Here is a 17,436-nt window from a genome sequence, read left to right on the forward strand (position 1 = left end):
TTCGTAGAGTTCCCCAGATCGCGGGACACGATTTGTTCGTACGACCACACAAAGCCCGCAGGGACCTCTCTCCGAGGCCGTGCTCGCGCACAGAAAGGCGCCCGTCGTGGCCTCCGCGCCCCTCTCCCGTCTCGTGGTCCTGGTCTCCGGATCCGGTACGAATCTGCAGGCCCTGATCGACGCCATCGGCGACGATCCGGAGTCCTACGGCGCGCGGATCGTCGCTGTCGGCGCCGACCGCGGCTCCATCGCCGGTCTGGAGCGCGCCGAGCGCGCCGGGCTGCCGACCTTCGTCTGCCGGGTGGCCGACCACGGGACGCGCGAGGAGTGGGACGCGGCGCTGGCCGCCGCCACCGCGGCGTACGAGCCCGATCTGGTGGTCTCGGCCGGCTTCATGAAGATCGTGGGGAAGCATTTCCTCGCGAGGTTCGGCGGGCGCTTCATCAACACGCACCCCGCCCTGCTGCCCAGTTTTCCCGGTGCCCACGGCGTACGCGACGCGCTCGCGTACGGGGCGAAGGTCACCGGCTGCACCGTCCACTTCGTCGACGACGGTGTCGACACCGGCCCGATCATCGCCCAGGCGGTGGTCGAGGTGCGGGACGAGGACCACGAGGACGGTGGCGAAGCGCTCCATGAGCGCATCAAGGAAGTCGAGCGACGGCTGCTCGTCGATGTCGTGGGGCGTCTGGCCCGGCACGGCTACCGCATTGAGGGACGAAAGGTGTCAATCCAGTGACCGCCGAAGGTACCAAGCGGCCGATCCGCCGCGCGCTGGTCAGTGTCTACGACAAGACGGGCCTCGAAGAGCTGGCCTGCGGGCTGCACGAGGCAGGCGTCACGCTGGTCTCGACAGGATCGACGGCCTCGAAGATCGCCGCCGCCGGGGTGCCCGTCACCAAGGTCGAAGAGCTGACCGGCTTCCCCGAGACGCTGGACGGCCGGGTCAAGACGCTGCACCCGCGCGTGCACGCCGGCATCCTCGCCGACCTCCGGCTCGACTCGCACCGCGAGCAGTTGGCCGAACTGGACATCGAGCCCTTCGAACTCGTCGTCTCGAATCTGTATCCGTTCCGCGAGACCGTCGAGTCCGGGGCCACCCCGGACGAGTGCGTCGAGCAGATCGACATCGGCGGCCCCTCGATGGTGCGCGCCGCCGCCAAGAACCACCCGTCGGTCGCCATCGTCACCAGCCCCGACCGGTACGCGGACGTGCTCGCGGCCGTGCGGGACGGCGGGTTCGACCTGGCGACCCGCAAGCGGCTGGCCGCCGAGGCGTTCCAGCACACCGCCGCCTACGACGTGGCCGTGGCGTCCTGGTTCAACGAGGACTACGCCGCCGACGACTCCGGCTTCCCGCAGTTCCTCGGTGCCACGTACGAGCGGTCGGCGGTGCTGCGCTACGGCGAGAACCCGCACCAGCCCGCCGCGCTGTACACGAGCGGTACGGGCGGCCTCGCCGAGGCCGAGCAGTTGCACGGCAAGGAGATGTCGTACAACAACTACACCGACACGGACGCCGCGCGCCGGGCCGCCTACGACCACGCCGAGCCGTGCGTCGCGATCATCAAGCACGCCAACCCGTGCGGGATCGCCATCGCCGACGACGTGGCCGAGGCGCACCGCAAGGCCCACGACTGCGACCCCGTCTCCGCGTTCGGCGGGGTGATCGCCGTCAACCGGCCGGTGTCGGTGGCGATGGCCGAGCAGGTCGCCGAGATCTTCACCGAGGTCATCGTGGCGCCCGACTACGAGGACGGCGCCGTCGAGGTGCTGGCCCGCAAGAAGAGCATCCGGGTGCTGCGCTGCGCCGGTGCCCCGGCCAACTCCGTCGAGGTGAAGGCCGTCGACGGCGGTGCGCTGCTCCAGGTCACCGACCGGCTCCAGGCGGACGGCGACGACCCGGCCACCTGGACACTCGCCACCGGCGACGCGCTGTCCGAGGCCGAACTGGCCGAGCTGGCCTTCGCCTGGCGCGCCAGCCGCGCCGTCAAGTCCAACGCGATCCTGCTCGCCAAGGGCGGCGCCTCCGTCGGCGTCGGCATGGGGCAGGTCAACCGCGTCGACTCGGCGAAGCTCGCCGTCGAGCGCGCGGGGGAGGAGCGGGCGCGGGGTGCGTACGCGGCGTCCGACGCGTTCTTCCCGTTCTCCGACGGTCTTGAGGTACTGCTCGAAGCGGGCGTCAAGGCCGTGGTGCAGCCGGGCGGTTCGGTCCGTGACGCGCAGTCGGTCGAGGCGGCGGAGAAGGCCGGCGCGACGATGTACTTCACCGGGACGCGGCACTTCTTCCACTGATACGTACGTGAGGGACCCGCACGCGATACGTACGTGAGGGACCCGCACGCGATACGTCCATGAAGGACCCGCACGCACAGGGGCCGCGCCTCCCCTCCAGGGGAGCGCGGCCCTCGTGCGGTCCTGCGGCTGTCGTCAGCGCACGCGTCACTTGGTCCGGATGACGATGGACGAGCAGACCTTGTCGGCGAACGTCTGGCTCTTCTCGTCCCACGCCGGCCACAGCCAGCCGATGTAGCACGGAATGCTGTCGAGGAAGTGCGCGAGGCGGCGGACGAACGCCATGCCGACGCCCAGCGGCTGGCCGTCCGACTCGCGGACCAGACGGATGCCCACGGCCTTCTTGCCGATGGTCTGCCCCGTCCTGCCCTCCTTGATGAGCTGCCAGATGGCTATCCCGATCAGTACGAGGGTGCCGATGACCGCGAAGATCGCGGAGACGGCGCCGTCGCTGCTGTAGCCGATGAGGGCGATGAGGTACGGGACGAGGAAGACGAGACCGTCGACGAGCGTGCCGAGGAAGCGCTGGCCCCAGTTCGCGTAACTGGGGGCCGATCCGTAGCCGTATCCGCCCTGGCCGGGTGCCTGCGGGTAGCCGTAGGGCTGGCCGGGCTGCTGCTGCGGGTAGCCGTACCCCTGCTGCGGGACGCCCTGCGGGGTCTGCTGGGGGTAGCCGTATCCGGGCTGGCCCTGGGGTGTGCTGCCCGGCTGACCCTGTTGCTGGCCGTACGGGTTGTTCGGGTCGCCGAAGCTCATTGCGGTATTCCTCCGTCGGTGGTGCGGGGTCGGCGCGGCCCGCGCGGAGGAACAGGACATGACTGAGCGGATCGTTCCCCCGACACTTTCCGCGCTCTGCGCGGTCATCGTGGTATTCCGTCCGACTTTCTGTCCAGTCGTATGACGTATGCGTTGTGTAAGTGCAACCTATGCACCGGTCCGTGCGGGCCTTGAATTGGAACAGGGGAGGGGTCATCCGCGAGGATGGGGCCATGAGCGCCCAGATTCTCGATGGCAAGGCCACCGCAGCCGCGATCAAGTCCGAACTGACCGTCCGAGTGGCGGCTCTCAAGGAGCGAGGCTTGACCCCGGGCCTCGGCACCCTGCTCGTCGGGGACGACCCGGGCAGCCGCTGGTACGTCAACGGCAAGCACCGCGACTGCGCGGAGGTCGGTATCGCCTCGATCCAGCGCGAACTGCCGGACACGGCAACGCAGGAGGACATCGAGGCGGTGGTCCTGGAGCTGAACGCGAACCCCGACTGCACCGGTTACATCGTGCAGCTCCCGCTGCCCAAGGGCATCGACACCAACCGGGTGCTGGAGTTGATGGACCCGGACAAGGACGCCGACGGACTGCACCCGATGAGCCTCGGCCGGCTGGTGCTGAACGAGACGGGGCCGCTGCCCTGCACCCCGTACGGGATCATCCAACTGCTGCGCCACCACGGCGTGGAGATCAACGGCGCGCATGTGGTGGTCGTCGGCCGCGGCATCACGGTCGGCCGGTCGATCCCGCTGCTGCTGACCCGTAAGTCGGAGAACGCGACCGTGACCCAGTGCCACACCGGCACCCGCGATCTGTCGGCGCAGCTCAGGCAGGCCGACATCATCGTCGCCGCCGCGGGTGTGCCGCACATCATCAAGCCCGAGGACGTGAAGCCGGGCGCTGCCGTGCTCGACGTCGGCGTCAGCCGGGACGAGAACGGCAAGATCGTGGGCGACGTGCATCCGGGCGTGGCCGATGTGGCGGGCTGGATCTCGCCGAACCCGGGCGGCGTCGGCCCGATGACACGTGCGCAGTTGCTGGTCAACGTCGTCGAGGCGGCGGAGCGTACCGTCGTCGACGCGGGCTGAACGCGAGCCGAACGGGAAAGGGGCACCACACATGGGTGCTGGTACGAGCGCGGGCGACGCGACGGGTCCGCAGGTCGCGGCGGAGCCGGCGGCACAGCACGGTACGGCGGCAAAGAACGGTACGGCCGCGCAGAACGGTACGGCGGCGGGTACGCCCGCGCAGACCGGCGCGGCAAGCGGTACGCCGGCGCAGCACGGCGGCGCGGCTGCTCAGAACGGCAGCGTGAACGGTACGGCCGCGCAGAACGGTGCCGTGAACGGTACGGCCGCGCAGTCCGCCGCCGCCGAGGCGGTTCCCGAGGCCGTTCCCGAGGAGGTCCCCGCGACCACGGCGCGACCCGAGGGCAGTGGCCGCGCCGCCGCACCCGACGCGCCCGCGCCGGTCCGGCAGTGGCCGCTGATCAGTGTGCTCGGCACGACAGGTCTCGGCCTGCTGATCGTCGGTCTGCACCCCTTCGACGAGGCGTTCCGGATCGGCACGATGCTGATCGGGATCGCCCTGATCGGCGGCGCCGTGCTGCGCCGGACGATCCCGTCCGTCGGCATGCTCGCCGTGCGTTCACGCTTCACGGACATGGTCACGTACGGCCTGCTGGGCATCGCGATCGTGCTGCTCGCGCTGATGACGCAGCCCGATCCGTGGCTGGAGTTCCCGTTCCTGGAGGACGTCGTCCACTCGACGGTCAAGACGCCCACGCCGTGAGACGCCAGGTCGGGTGAGTGCGGCGGCGCCTGTCTTCTCCCCCGAGATGATGACGGGCGCCGCCGACCTCCACAGCGTCATGGACGTGCCAAGCGGCTACAAGGGCTGCCTGCTCGCTGTGGCACGGAGGTGACCATTCCGCCACCGTGTGATCCGTGCGCAACGGAAGTGGGACACGAGGGTGAGGCGGATGCCGGGCTGTGCGGCAAGTCCGTGAGGCGTGCCACAAGGGGCCGGAGCGGCTGGGGGTCCTGGGTCCGATAGCCTGACCGCCGGATGTCTCTTCACGTCAAGATTCGGATCCGCGACCCGGAACCGGACTCCTGGCGGCGCCGGGACGTCCCGCACCAGGGGCAGGGACCCCCACCGCCAGATGTATTACGGAGACCGCCATGACCCGCACTCCCGTGAATGTCACCGTCACCGGCGCGGCCGGCCAGATCGGCTACGCGCTGCTCTTCCGCATCGCCTCCGGTCACCTGCTCGGCGCGGACGTGCCGGTCAAACTGCGTCTCCTGGAGATCCCGCAGGGTCTCAAGGCGGCGGAGGGCACCGCGATGGAACTCGACGACTGCGCCTTCCCGCTGCTCGGCGGCATCGAGATCACGGACGACCCGAACGTCGCCTTCGACGGCGCGAACGTGGCCCTGCTCGTCGGCGCCCGCCCCCGTACCAAGGGCATGGAGCGCGGCGACCTCCTCTCGGCCAACGGCGGCATCTTCAAGCCGCAGGGCAAGGCCATCAACGACAACGCGGCCGACGACATCAAGGTGCTCGTCGTCGGCAACCCGGCCAACACCAACGCGCTCATCGCGCAGGCCGCCGCCCCCGACGTACCGGCCGAGCGCTTCACCGCCATGACGCGCCTGGACCACAACCGCGCCATCTCGCAGCTCGCGCGGAAGACCGGCGCCGCCGTCTCCGACATCAAGCGGCTGACGATCTGGGGCAACCACTCCGCCACCCAGTACCCGGACATCTTCCACGCGGAGATCGCCGGCAAGAACGCGGCCGAGACCGTCAACGACGAGGCGTGGCTGGCCGACACGTTCATCCCGACCGTCGCCAAGCGCGGCGCCGCGATCATCGAGGCCCGTGGCGCCTCGTCCGCCGCGTCCGCGGCCAACGCGGCGATCGACCACGTGCACACCTGGGTCAACGGCACGGCCGACGGTGACTGGACGTCCATGGGCATCGTCTCCGACGGCTCGTACGGCGTGCCCGAGGGCATCATCTCGTCCTTCCCCGTCACCACGAAGGACGGCGCCTACGAGATCGTCCAGGGCCTGTCGGTCAACGACTTCTCGCGGGCGCGGATCGACGCGTCGGTGAAGGAGCTCCAGGAGGAGCGCGACGCGGTGCGCGAGCTCGGCCTGATCTGACATCTGACACCTGACACCTGTCAGCTTCTGAGAAGCCCCGGCCCATCTGATGGGTCGGGGCTTTTCGCTGCCCGCACTGTTGCGCCCCTGCGATCGAATGTAGTACTTCTTATACATGAGCGAGCACGTGCACAACAGAATGGCGGTTGTCAGGGCGGAGCGAAAAGTGTCCAGACAACAGTTGGCGGAAGCCGTCGGGGTGCACTACCAGACGGTCGGGTACATCGAGCGGGGCCAGTACAACCCCAGCCTCGATCTGGCCCTGCGGATCGCGGAGTTCTTCGGTCTGCCGGTCGAAGCCCTCTTCTCCCTGGAGCCGTTCAGCCCGCTCACGGACGAGGTCTACGGGAGGAAGCAGCGATGAACGCACGCGAGATGTCAGGCCCCACGCGCTACGACCGGCGCATGCGGGCACTGATGAACAGGCCCGAGGGGCGGGGCCTTTACGCGACGACCGGCCGCAGGCGCCTGGTCGTCGGCGCGCACATCGCGCTGACCGCCGTCGGGGCCGGTGCCTGGATCGCCGGTGTCTTCACCGAGGCGCGGTGGCCGCTCTTCGTGACCCTCGGCGTCCTGCTGCCGTGGTGCCTCGCCACCGGGCTCATCAACGCGGCCACCCGCGGCCTGCTGGAGCTGCGCGCCCGCGTCCTGGACGAGCGGCAGCGCGTCGAGCGCGACCAGGTGCTCGCCCGCTCCCACCGGACGACCTCGCTGCTGGTCGCAGCCGCCGCCCTCGTGGTGCTGGCCGTCGGCCGGATCAGGGACGTGGAGGTGGAGGCGGCGCTCGTGCCGGTCCTGGTCGGCGTCTTCGTCGTGCACTGGATGATGCCGCTGTGGACGGCCGGCCTGCTGGTCAGGGACGACCCGGCGGACGACTGACGCGGGACGGTCGGCGCGGGACGACCGACGACTGACTCCGTACGAACGGCAGATGGACGATGATGGCGTGATGCTGATCCGTATCGAGGCCACCGCCCTGCCGGGACGCACCATCGGTCCCGGGCCCACCTTCGACGCGGTCGACAACGTCCATGTCGGGGTGCAGCGCAAGGACCAGCCGGGCGAGGTGCTCGATCCGCAGCCGGGCGACGCCCGTTCGGTGGCCTGGACGCTGGAGTGCGCCGCGGCGGCCTCGGACACCGGCATCGACATCACGGGGCGCTATGTGCAGAACCGGCTCGGCGGGCGGTTCGTGTACCTGTCCTGGGGGACCCTCGACGACGCGGGACTCTTCACGATGTTCCGCCGGGCGAAGCTGATGTTCGCCGCGGTGCCGCCCCGGACCGTCGAGGCGGCGACCCGCACCGGCTGCCTGACGGCGAAGCTGCGCCTCACCGACGGCGCGGGCCACCCGCTGTGCGGCGCCGTCCGGCCGCCCCTGGTGGCCTGGACCGCGACACCACGCTGATGTCCCACGCTGACGTTTCGTACGAACTGATCGGCCGAGCCGCCGGGGGGCGGCTCGGCTTTTTCGTTGCCGCCGAGCCGACAGGCCGTCAGGCCGTCAAACCGCGTGCTGCGGCGGGACCGACCGAGCCGCCCCCCGACGGTCGGTCAGCCCCGCAGCCCTGGCTCAGCCCCGCAGTCCCGCCGCGATCTCGGCGACGGCCGCCATCGCGCGGCGCTGGAGGCCGGGGCCGTAGGTGATCCTGGTCGCGCCGAGCCGGCCGAGCTCCGCCACCGACGGTCCGTCTGGTCCTGCGGCCGTGTTGACGGGACCTTCGACACCGGCCCGCAGTGCCGGCAGGCTCTGCGGCGGTACGCCGATCGGATAGACGCAGTCGGCGCCCGCCGCGACATAGAGCCGGGCGCGGGCGACGGCGTCGGCCAGGTCCCCCGAGCCGTGGATGAAGGTGTCGACGCGGGCGTTGACGAACAGCGCGTCGCCCGCCTCCGCCCGTACCTCCGCCAGCCAGTCGGCGTGCGCCTGCGGGTCGTTCATACCGGCGGCCGTCGAGTCCTCCAGGTTGCAGCCGACCGCGCCCGTACCGAGCACCCGGGCCACCAACTCCCCGGCGGAGAGGCCGTAACCGCCTTCGACGTCCGCCGACACGGGTACGGAGACGGCCCGTACGATCCTGGTCACCGCGGCGAACATCTCGTCCGGCGGGGTCGAGCCGTCCTCGTACCCGAGGGACGCGGCGACCCCCGCGCTCGGGGTGGCGAGCGCGGGGAAGCCCGCGTCGGCGAAGACGCGCGCGCTGCCCGCGTCCCACGGGCCGGGCAGGACCAGCGGGTCGCCGGGGGCACGGTCGTGGTGCAGGGCGCGGAAGAGGGCGGCGGTCATCGGGCGGCTCCGGCTCAGTGGGTGTGCGCTGCGGGCACGTGGTGGCCCGGCACGAGGCGGGCGGAGACGCCGAGCCTGTTCCAGGCGTTGATCACCGTGATCGCGGCGATGACCTGCGCCAGTTCCGTCTCGTCGAGGTGCAGCGCCGCCTTCTCGTAGACGGCGTCCGGCACGAAGCCGTCGGTCAGGACGGTGACCGCCTCGGTCAGCTCCAGCGCGGCGACCTCCTTGGCGGTGTAGAAGTGCTGCGACTCCGCCCAGGCGCCGAGCTGGATGATCCGCTCGACGGACTCGCCCGAGGCGATGGCGTCCTTGGTGTGCATGTCGAGGCAGAACGCGCAGTGGTTGAGCTGCGAGGCCCGGATCTTGATCAGGTGGTGCAGCGCCGGATCGATGTCCCGACCGGTCGCCGCCTCCAGCCGGACCATCGCCTTGTAGAAGTCGGGGACGAGCTTCGCGAGATTGAGCCGGGGGGTGTGTTCGGGGAGCCGGTCGTCCGTCGTAGCCGCCGTAGTGGCTGGCGCTGTGTGCCCTGCTTCGCTCGTGGTCATGGGTACGAAGCTACGCGCCCGGTGGCGCAGCGGTATGGTCCACTTTCATGACAGATTCCTGGGCCAGTGGCACGGCCGGTGGAACGGCCGGTGGAACCGCCTTCGGTGCCGATCTGCATCTGGAGCTGCGCGGCGGCGGCCTGCGGGCCGGGCTGATGGACGCCCTGCGCGAGGCGGTACGCAGCGGCCGGCTGACCCCGGGCACCCGGCTGCCGTCGTCCCGCTCGCTCGCCGCCGACCTGGGGATCGCCCGCAACACCGTCGCCGACGCGTACGCCGAACTCGTCGCGGAGGGCTGGCTCACCGCGCAGCAGGGCTCGGGGACCCAGGTCGCCCGGCGGGCGGCGCCGCGCAGGCCGGCCAGGACGGCGCGTACGACCCGGCCGGTCAGCCGCAAGGTCACGTACAACCTGATGTCCGGCAGGCCCGACCTCGCCGCCTTTCCCCGGGCCCAGTGGCTCAAGGCGGCCCGCCGCGCGCTGACCGAAGCGCCCGACGACGCGTTCGGGTACGGGGATCCGCGCGGCCGTATCGAACTGCGCACCGTCCTCGCCGACTATCTGGCGCGGGCCCGCGGGGTCTACGCGGACCCGGACCGGGTCGTCGTCTGCTCGGGCTTCGTGCACGGGCTGATGCTGCTCGGCCGGGTGCTCAAGGCGCGCAAGGTGCGGGCCGTCGCCGTCGAGGCGTACGGCTTCGGCGAGCACCGCGACCTGCTCACCCAGGCCGGGCTGCGCACCCCGCCGCTGGCCCTCGACGGGCACGGCGCCCGTACGGGGGAGCTGGCCGATGTGCCCGGCGCGGGCGCCGTACTGCTCACGCCCGCGCACCAGTACCCGACCGGCGTCGCGCTCCATCCCGACCGGCGCGCCGCCGCCGTCGACTGGGCGCGCGCCACCGGCGGACTGATTCTGGAGGACGACTACGACGGCGAGTTCCGCTACGACCGCCAGCCGGTGGGCGCGCTCCAGGGCCTCGATCCGGAGCGGGTGGTGTACCTCGGCACGGCGAGCAAGGCGCTCGCGCCGGGGCTGCGGCTGGGCTGGATGGTGCTGCCGCAGGAACTCGTCGCCGAGGTGGTCGCGGCCAAGGGGAGCGACTGGGCGTCGAGCGCGCTGGAGCAGCTCACGCTCGCCGAGTTCATGGGCTCGGGCGGCTACGACCGGCATGTGCGCGCCGCCCGGCTGCGCTACCGGCGCCGCCGCGACCAGTTCGTCGAGGCGCTGGCCGAGCGCAACCCGGGCATCCCGGTGCGCGGCATCGCCGCGGGGCTGCACGCCGTACTGGAACTCCCGCCGGGCACCGAACGCGCCGTGGTCGAGGCCGCCACCTGGCAGGGTCTCGCCGTGGACGGGCTGAGCCGCCACCGCCACCCGGAGGCGGGGCCCGGCAGGCGGGTGCCGCTGCCGGCGGCGGACGGGCTGGTGATCGGGTACGGGACGCCGAGCGACAGCGCCTGGGCGGGCGCGCTCGACGCGCTGTGCCGCGTACTGCCGGACCCTGTCCAGGACTGACCTTTAGGATTGCCGGACGGCATCGCGTGCCGGTCACCGACCGGGTGAGGCATGGAGGTGCCCGTGAGTTTGCCTTACGGAGGCATTCCACAGTGTCGATCCAGTTGAACCACACCATCGTCCACGCCCGGGACAACCGGGCATCCGCCGAATTCCTGGCGGGCATCCTCGGCCTGAAGGCCGGGGACACCTGGGGCCCGTTCGTCCCCCTCGAACTCAGCAACGGCGTCACCCTGGACTTCGCGACCGTCCCGGCCGGGTCCATCGTCATGCAGCACTACGCGTTCCTCGTCACGGAGCGGGAGTTCGACGGGATCTTCCGGCGGATCCAGGACGCCGGGCTCACGTACTACGCCGATCCGCACATGAAGCAGCCCGGCGAGATCAACCATCACGACGGCGGCCGGGGCGTGTACTTCCTCGACCCGGCGGGCCACGGCATGGAAGCCATCACCCGGCCGTACGGCAGCGGTCCGGTGAGCTGAACCGCCGCCCCCTGCCCCTGCCCTCTCCCTGCCCCTGCCCTGCCCCCCGCCCCCGGTTCGCCCGGGGGCGGGGCGGCGGCGTACGGCCTACTCGCTGAGCACACCGCGCAGTTGGTCAAGACCCCAGTCCAGGTCCTCCTTGCTGATCACCAGCGGCGGGGCGATCCGGATGGTGGAGCCGTGGGTGTCCTTCACCAGCACACCGCGCTCCATCAGCCGCTCGGAGATCTGCCGGCCCGTGCCGTGCGACGGTACGACGTCGACCCCGGCCCACAGGCCCCGGCCGCGCACCGCCTCGACGGCGCCGCCGCCCACCAGCAGCCCCAGTTCGTGGTGGAGATGGTCGCCCAGCTCCGCCGCGTGCTGCTGGAACTCCCCGGTCCGCAGCATCGCGATGACCTCAAGGGCCACCGCGCAGGCCAGCGGATTGCCGCCGAAGGTCGAGCCGTGCTCCCCCGGCCGGAAGACCCCGAGCACCGCGGCCGACGACACGACGGCGGACACCGGGACCACCCCGCCGCCCAGCGCCTTGCCGAGCAGATACATGTCGGGCACGACCCCCTCGTGCTCGCAGGCGAAGGTCTTGCCCGTCCTGCCGAGCCCCGACTGGATCTCGTCAGCCACGAAGAGCACGTCGCGCGCGCGGGTCAGCTCCCGTACCCCGGCGAGATAGCCGGCCGGCGGCACCAGCACCCCGGCCTCGCCCTGGATCGGCTCCAGCAGCACGGCGACGGTGTTGTCGGTCACCGCCGCTTCGAGCGCGGCCAGATCGCCGTACGGCACGATCTCGAACCCCGGCGTGTACGGGCCGTAGTCGGCCCGCGCCTCCGGGTCCGTGGAGAAGCTGATGACCGTCGTCGTACGGCCGTGGAAGTTGCCGGCCGCGACGACGATCTTCGCCTGGCCGTCCGGCACGCCCTTGACGCGGTACCCCCACTTCCTGGCGGCCTTCACCGCCGTCTCCACCGCCTCGGCCCCGGTGTTCATCGGCAGCACCATCTCCATGCCGCACAACTCGGCGAGCTGGGTGCAGAAATCGGCGAACCGGTCGTGGTGGAACGCCCGCGAGGTGAGCGTCACCCGCTCCAACTGCGCCTTGGCCGCCTCGATGAGCCGGCGGTTGCCGTGGCCGAAGTTGAGCGCGGAATACCCGGCGAGCATGTCGAGGAAGCGCCGCCCCTCGACGTCGGTCATCCAGGCCCCCTCGGCCGAAGCGACGACGACGGGCAGCGGGTGGTAGTTGTGCGCACTGTGGGCCTCCGCCGAGGCGATGGCGCTCTCCGTTGTCGGCACGCGTTCTCCGTTCGATCGGGACAAGGTGTCCTGCGTGGGCGGGTACATACCCCAGTTTCTCTCGCCGCGAAGACCTGTGGAGAAAAAACGTCACCGTCCACATGATCGGGCGGGGGAGCCCCTACCCTGGGCGGGCACGGCGACTGGCGAGCGCGGAACGGACCGCGGGGGAGCCGTGCGGGCACGACCGCACGAGGCGCCGCCCGCCTGGGCGCCCCGGGACCACGACCGAGCAGCACCGAGTCGTCCCGGGAGGACGCCATGACCCTGCCCCCGCACCACCCCGCCCTGTCCGCCGCCGACCCCGAACTGGCCGCGCTGGTCGGCGCGGAGGAACGGCTCCAGGCCGAGACGCTCCGGCTGATCGCCAGCGAGAACTACGTCTCGGCCGCCGTGCTCGAAGCGTCCGGCACGGTCCTGCAGAACAAGTACAGCGAGGGCTACCCCGGCCGCCGCTACTACGAGGGCCAGCAGGTCATCGACCAGGTCGAACGGCTCGCCGTCGCCCGCGCCAAGGCCCTGTTCGGCGTCGAGCACGCCAACGTCCAGCCCTACTCGGGGTCTCCCGCCAACCTCGCCGTCTATCTGGCCTTCGCCGAGCCGGGCGACACCGTGATGGGGATGGCGCTGCCCATGGGCGGCCATCTCACCCACGGCTGGGGTGTCTCGGCCACCGGCACCTGGTTCCGGGGCGTCCAGTACGGCGTGCGCGCCGACACCGGCCGGATCGACTTCGACGAGGTGCGCGACCTGGCGCTCAAGGAGCGCCCCAAGATCATCTTCTGCGGCGGTACGGCCGTCCCGCGCACCATCGACTTCGCGGCCTTCGGTGAGATCGCGCGGGAGTGCGGCGCCGTACTCGTCGCCGACGTCGCCCATATCGCCGGGCTGATCGTCGGCGGCGCGCACCCCTCGCCCGTGCCGCACGCGGACGTGATCTCCACGACCACCCACAAGACCCTGCGCGGCCCGCGCGGCGCGATGCTCCTGTCGCGCGAATCCCATGCGAAGGCCATCGACAAGGCCGTCTTCCCCGGCCTCCAGGGCGGCCCGCACAACCAGACCACCGCCGCCATCGCCGTCGCCCTCCACGAGGCCGCCCTGCCCTCCTTCCCCGCGTACGCCCGGTCCGTCGTCGCCAACGCCAAGGCCCTCGCCGAGGCGCTGCTGGAGCGCGGCTTCGACCTGGTCTCCGGCGGCACCGACAACCACCTGATCCTGCTGGACCTCACCCCCAAGGACGTCCCGGGCAAACTCGCGGCCAAGGCCCTCGACCGCGCGGGCCTCGTCGTCAACCACAACGCCGTCCCGTACGACCGGAGGAAGCCCTTCGACCCCTCGGGCCTGCGCATCGGCACCCCGTCCCTCACCTCACGCGGCCTGGACACGCACCACATGCCCACGGTGGCCGACTGGATCGACCGCGGCGTCACGGCGGCCGGCGCGGGCGACGAGGACACCCTGGCCAAGATCCGCACCGAGGTGGCCGCCCTCATGAAGGATTTCCCCGCCCCGGGCCTGCCCGTCTGACCGGACAACCCGCCGCTCACAGCTCCAGTAGCTGCTGACGCGGCCCGTTCTCCTGCGGCTCGCCGCTCCGCCCGAACGGTGGGCGCGGCAGCCGCGGGAGCTGCCGGCGCAGCAGCAGGCCGAGCACCACACCTGCCGCGACACCGGGTATCGCCCACCACCACGGACCCCAGCCGCCGTCCGTGCCGGGCGCAGGCGCCTCCGGCCGCGCCGCCCGCCCCCACGAGGAGGACGAGAACGGTACGCCCGGAGCGCCGTCGGGCGTTTCCTTCCCCATCACTCCGATCTCCGTCAACAGGCCCTGCAACCGGGCCGGGTGGTCCGCCTTGTGCCACACACCGCCCCGGGCGCTCGACAGTTCGGTGGCGGAGAATATCCAGACCGTCGGGTCACCCGGCGTGATGTACACCTGGTCCACCCGCCAGGGCGTCATGTCATGGACCATCCAGGTCACATTGATCTGCCGTTCCGCGGCCCTGCCGCCGATCGAGAACGGCCGCTCCCGCTGCCCCTTCAGGGCCGAATCGCCCACCAAGGCGCCAGGCCCCGCCAGTTGCTCCAGCAGCTTCGGATAGTCCGCACCGCTGAAGTAGAGAGCGGCCGTCTCCTCACTCTCCGGCGAGACCACCAGCACGCTGGTCGGGCCGCCCGCCACCGCGCCCGGCGCGAAGGCCCAGGACAGCGCCAGCACCGCCACGAGCACCATCGGCCATCGGGCCATTTGCACATCCGGCCGTCGCATCTCTCCCCCTGCCGACGCGGCCGAGGCGCCGCACGGACCGTCCGCACCGCCTCCGCGTCACCTTCTGTACACCGCCCAAGTCCGGCCGGTTCCGCTCTCAACGCACCGATTCCGCGATGGACTTCGCCCGCGCAGGCGAGGCCACCCCCTCCAGTCGCAGGGTGACGGCGCCGTCCTGCACATCGCCTTCCGTGCCGCCGTCCGGCCCGCGCTCCTCCCACAGCAGCGTGGGGCCCGCCGTACGCACGGACTCCGTCCAGGTGACGCCGTTGCCGCCGAGCAGCCGGAAGCGCAGCAGATGCGGCTGCTCGAACCAGAGCCCTGTACGGGCGCCGCTCAACTCCACCCATCGCGGCGGAACCTGGACCTGCTTCACGAACCCGATGTCCAGCCACGCGCCGAACTCGTCCAGTCGAACCGTCCGCCCCTCCTCCCGCCAGCAGAGGCTGAGCACGCCCCCGGATCCGGAGGCCGGGGACAGGGACACCGCGTCCGGCGCACCCAGCTCCGCCGGCATACGCGGGGCGATCCCCGCGCTCCGCGCGGCCTCCGCCAAGCCCACGGACCGGCCTCCCGGCCGGCCGCATCCCGGCACCTCCGCACCCGGCCGCGGACTCGCCGACGGGTCGTACCGCACGCGCACCCCGCCGAAGTCGAACCAGTCGGCCACGGCGGCTCGTACCGGCGGGGTCAGCACCAGTACCACCAGCAACCCGGAGAGCGCCGCAGCGAGGACTCGCCGCTGCCCACGCAGCCGATCCCGCAGCCGAGCCCACCGCCCGGGTGGCTCCACGACCGGTACCGGCACGGCTTCGGCCAGCAACTGCGCCAGCACCCGCTCCGCCATCGACGCGCCGTCCACCGACGGGACGTCCGCACCGCGCCCCAGCGCGCGCAGCTCCTCAGGCAGTCGCTCCTCCCGCAACCGCTCCTCGCTACCGCCGTCAGTCACGTGCGGGCACCCCCCTCCGGCCCCTCAGGCACCGCCACGATCCGGCTCAGCTTCCGCAGCGCCCGATTCAGCCGGGACTTGACCGTGCCACGCGGCCAGCCCAGGGCCTCCGCCGTCTCCGCCTCGTCCAGCTCCAGCAGATACCGGTACGTCACGACCTGCCGCTGCGTCTCGCTCAGCTCCTCCAACGCCGCCACCAGGAGCGCACGCCGCTCCTCCGCCAGCGCCGCGACCGCCGGGTCAGCCGACTCGGGTATCACCGGCTCCGCGCGCAGCAGCGACGCCTCCCGCCCGGCGGCGGCCCGGAGCCGGACCGTCGAGCGCACCATATTCCTTGTCTCATTCACGACAATCCGCAGTAACCAGGGGCGAAACAGCGCACCGTCCTTGAACTTCCCCAGCGCCCGGTACGCCTTGAAGAACGCGGCCTGCACCACATCCTCGGCGTCGGCCCCCGCCCCGCAGGCGACAGCGGCCCGCAGCGCGACGCCCGTATGGGCGCGGACCAGCTCCGCATACGCCTCCGGCTCTCCGGAGCGCACCCGGGCGATCACCGCCGCCTCATCCGCAGCCGTCAGGATGCGGCCCCCCTCCCGGGTCCCCTCCCGTGTCCTCACGCCTTTGATACACCGGTCACCGAAGATCGGTTCCACCTCGGTCCGGTCCCGGGGTCCCGTCGCCGCGTTCTGTTCGCGGACGTTCGCGGACCGTCGCCGGGGCCGCACCCCGGGACCGGACCCGAGTTGTCCGCCGTACCTGAGAGAATGGTGAACATGCCCTCTGACCGTCCCCGCGCGCTCTCCGGTATCCAGCCCACCGCAGGTTCGTTCCATCTCGGGAACTACCTCGGGGCGATCCGCCAGTATGTGGCGCTGCAAGAATCCCACGACGCCTTCTACATGGTCGTCGACCTGCACGCGATCACGGTTCCGCAGGTTCCCGCCGAGTTGCGGGCCAATACGCGGCTCGCTGTCGCCCAGCTTCTCGCCGCCGGGCTCGATCCTCGGCGGTGCACGCTGTTCGTGCAGAGCCATGTGCCCGAGCACGCCCAGCTCGGCTGGGTGATGAACTGCCTCACCGGCTTCGGTGAGGCGTCCCGGATGACGCAGTTCAAGGACAAGTCGGCCAAGCAGGGGGCCGACCGGTCCACGGTCGGGCTGTTCACGTATCCGATCCTGCAGGTCGCCGACATCCTGCTGTACCAGGCCGACGCCGTGCCCGTCGGGGAGGACCAGCGGCAGCATGTCGAGCTGACGCGCGATCTCGCCGAGCGGTTCAACACCCGCTTCGGTCAGACGTTCACGGTGCCGGCGCCGTACATCGTCAAGGAGGTCGGGAAGGTCTTCGACCTCCAGGACCCGACGATCAAGATGAGCAAGTCGGCGTCCACGCCCAAGGGCCTGGTCAATCTGCTGGACGACCCGAAGGTCACGGCGAAGAAGATCAAGAGCGCCGTCACCGACACCGGCTCGGAGATCGTCTTCGACGCCGCGGAGAAGCCCGGCATCAGCAATCTGCTCACCATCTACTCCACGCTCACCGGCACCGGAATCCAGGATCTGGAGACCGCGTACGCGGGCAAGGGCTACGGTGCGCTGAAGACGGACCTCGCGGACATCGTCGTTGATTTCGTCACACCGTTCAGGACCCGCACCCAGGAGTATCTGGACGACCCGGAGACGCTGGACTCGATCCTCGCGGAAGGCGCTGACAAGGCCCGTACGGTCGCGGCGGAGACCCTGGCGCAGGCGTACGACCGCATCGGCCTGCTGCCCGCCAAGCACTGAGCGGGCACCGAGCGGGCCCTGAGCACCCGGTCCGGCGACCGGGCACGCTGGTAAGCGCGGCG

Annotated in this window: 19 protein-coding genes; 12 read left to right on the forward strand and 7 right to left on the reverse strand. The window is 71.3% G+C overall.

Going from position 1 to position 17,436, the window contains the following annotated elements; genetic code table 11:
- Positions 1–106 precede the first annotated feature (106 nt).
- Positions 107–739 (forward strand): phosphoribosylglycinamide formyltransferase, encoded by a 633-nt coding sequence (gene purN / locus ACZ63I_RS21585; RefSeq protein WP_469340602.1) that lies wholly within the window; start codon positions 107–109, stop codon positions 737–739.
- Complete coding sequence (gene purH, locus ACZ63I_RS21590) at positions 736–2,295, forward strand: bifunctional phosphoribosylaminoimidazolecarboxamide formyltransferase/IMP cyclohydrolase (protein ID WP_469340603.1); 1,560 nt, start codon at positions 736–738, stop codon at positions 2,293–2,295. Before purN ends, purH begins: the two co-directional genes overlap by 4 nt.
- A gap of 147 nt (positions 2,296–2,442) precedes the next feature.
- Here purH and ACZ63I_RS21595 read toward each other — a convergent pair whose 3' ends face one another.
- Complete coding sequence (locus ACZ63I_RS21595; RefSeq protein WP_469340604.1) at positions 2,443–3,051, reverse strand: RDD family protein; 609 nt, start codon at positions 3,049–3,051, stop codon at positions 2,443–2,445.
- A gap of 233 nt (positions 3,052–3,284) precedes the next feature.
- On the opposite strand from ACZ63I_RS21595, the gene ACZ63I_RS21600 reads away from it, so the two are divergent.
- From ACZ63I_RS21600 to ACZ63I_RS21625, 6 genes are all read left to right on the forward strand, one after another.
- On the forward strand, positions 3,285–4,148 hold the full coding sequence (locus ACZ63I_RS21600) for a bifunctional methylenetetrahydrofolate dehydrogenase/methenyltetrahydrofolate cyclohydrolase (RefSeq protein WP_469340605.1): 864 nt from the start codon (positions 3,285–3,287) through the stop codon (positions 4,146–4,148).
- 31 nt (positions 4,149–4,179) lie between these two features.
- Positions 4,180–4,851 (forward strand): DUF3017 domain-containing protein, encoded by a 672-nt coding sequence (locus tag ACZ63I_RS21605; protein WP_469340606.1) that lies wholly within the window; start codon positions 4,180–4,182, stop codon positions 4,849–4,851.
- Between the two features lie 392 nt (positions 4,852–5,243).
- Entirely contained in the window at positions 5,244–6,233 is a 990-nt protein-coding gene (locus ACZ63I_RS21610) for a malate dehydrogenase (RefSeq protein ID WP_469340607.1), read from the forward strand.
- A 115-nt stretch (positions 6,234–6,348) separates the two neighbouring features.
- The gene (locus ACZ63I_RS21615) at positions 6,349–6,597 is read left to right on the forward strand and encodes a helix-turn-helix transcriptional regulator (RefSeq protein ID WP_041985404.1); all 249 of its coding nucleotides are present in this window, start codon (positions 6,349–6,351) and stop codon (positions 6,595–6,597) included.
- Positions 6,594–7,112, forward strand: a complete 519-nt coding sequence (locus ACZ63I_RS21620) for a hypothetical protein (RefSeq protein ID WP_469340608.1) — start codon at positions 6,594–6,596, stop codon at positions 7,110–7,112. Before ACZ63I_RS21615 ends, ACZ63I_RS21620 begins: the two co-directional genes overlap by 4 nt.
- 52 nt (positions 7,113–7,164) lie before the next feature.
- Positions 7,165–7,641, forward strand: a complete 477-nt coding sequence (locus tag ACZ63I_RS21625; protein ID WP_241778484.1) for a DUF5990 family protein — start codon at positions 7,165–7,167, stop codon at positions 7,639–7,641.
- Between the two features lie 165 nt (positions 7,642–7,806).
- On the opposite strand, the gene ACZ63I_RS21630 is transcribed toward ACZ63I_RS21625, so the two are convergent.
- Together ACZ63I_RS21630 and ACZ63I_RS21635 are read right to left on the reverse strand one after the other, a co-directional pair.
- Positions 7,807–8,520 carry an isocitrate lyase/PEP mutase family protein gene (locus ACZ63I_RS21630; protein ID WP_469340609.1) on the reverse strand — a complete coding sequence of 238 codons (714 nt, stop codon included), beginning with the start codon at positions 8,518–8,520 and terminating at the stop codon, positions 7,807–7,809.
- Between the two features lie 14 nt (positions 8,521–8,534).
- Positions 8,535–9,071, reverse strand: a complete 537-nt coding sequence (locus tag ACZ63I_RS21635) for a carboxymuconolactone decarboxylase family protein (protein ID WP_469340610.1) — start codon at positions 9,069–9,071, stop codon at positions 8,535–8,537.
- A gap of 47 nt (positions 9,072–9,118) precedes the next feature.
- Between ACZ63I_RS21635 and pdxR the strand changes: the two genes are divergently transcribed.
- Both pdxR and ACZ63I_RS21645 read left to right on the forward strand, forming a co-directional pair.
- The gene (gene pdxR, locus ACZ63I_RS21640; RefSeq protein ID WP_469340611.1) at positions 9,119–10,585 is read left to right on the forward strand and encodes a MocR-like pyridoxine biosynthesis transcription factor PdxR; all 1,467 of its coding nucleotides are present in this window, start codon (positions 9,119–9,121) and stop codon (positions 10,583–10,585) included.
- Positions 10,586–10,677: 92 nt separating this feature from the next.
- The gene (locus tag ACZ63I_RS21645; protein WP_469340612.1) at positions 10,678–11,070 is read left to right on the forward strand and encodes a VOC family protein; all 393 of its coding nucleotides are present in this window, start codon (positions 10,678–10,680) and stop codon (positions 11,068–11,070) included.
- An 87-nt stretch (positions 11,071–11,157) separates the two neighbouring features.
- On the opposite strand, the gene rocD is transcribed toward ACZ63I_RS21645, so the two are convergent.
- The gene (gene rocD / locus ACZ63I_RS21650; protein ID WP_469340613.1) at positions 11,158–12,363 is read right to left on the reverse strand and encodes an ornithine--oxo-acid transaminase; all 1,206 of its coding nucleotides are present in this window, start codon (positions 12,361–12,363) and stop codon (positions 11,158–11,160) included.
- 261 nt (positions 12,364–12,624) lie between these two features.
- Between rocD and ACZ63I_RS21655 the strand changes: the two genes are divergently transcribed.
- A complete protein-coding gene (locus tag ACZ63I_RS21655) occupies positions 12,625–13,893 on the forward strand; it encodes a serine hydroxymethyltransferase (protein WP_469340614.1) in 1,269 nt (422 codons plus the stop codon).
- Positions 13,894–13,909: 16 nt separating this feature from the next.
- Here ACZ63I_RS21655 and ACZ63I_RS21660 read toward each other — a convergent pair whose 3' ends face one another.
- From ACZ63I_RS21660 to ACZ63I_RS21670, 3 genes are all read right to left on the reverse strand, one after another.
- Positions 13,910–14,614 (reverse strand): hypothetical protein, encoded by a 705-nt coding sequence (locus tag ACZ63I_RS21660; RefSeq protein ID WP_469340615.1) that lies wholly within the window; start codon positions 14,612–14,614, stop codon positions 13,910–13,912.
- Positions 14,615–14,732: 118 nt separating this feature from the next.
- Positions 14,733–15,587, reverse strand: a complete 855-nt coding sequence (locus tag ACZ63I_RS21665; protein ID WP_469340616.1) for a hypothetical protein — start codon at positions 15,585–15,587, stop codon at positions 14,733–14,735.
- Positions 15,584–16,204, reverse strand: a complete 621-nt coding sequence (locus ACZ63I_RS21670; RefSeq protein ID WP_469340617.1) for an RNA polymerase sigma factor — start codon at positions 16,202–16,204, stop codon at positions 15,584–15,586. Before ACZ63I_RS21670 ends, ACZ63I_RS21665 begins: the two co-directional genes overlap by 4 nt.
- A 156-nt stretch (positions 16,205–16,360) precedes the next feature.
- Between ACZ63I_RS21670 and trpS the strand changes: the two genes are divergently transcribed.
- Positions 16,361–17,374 carry a tryptophan--tRNA ligase gene (gene trpS, locus ACZ63I_RS21675; RefSeq protein WP_469340618.1) on the forward strand — a complete coding sequence of 338 codons (1,014 nt, stop codon included), beginning with the start codon at positions 16,361–16,363 and terminating at the stop codon, positions 17,372–17,374.
- The last annotated feature ends 62 nt before the right edge of the window (positions 17,375–17,436 follow it).

This window comes from Streptomyces sp. NPDC087906, assembly GCF_055584925.1.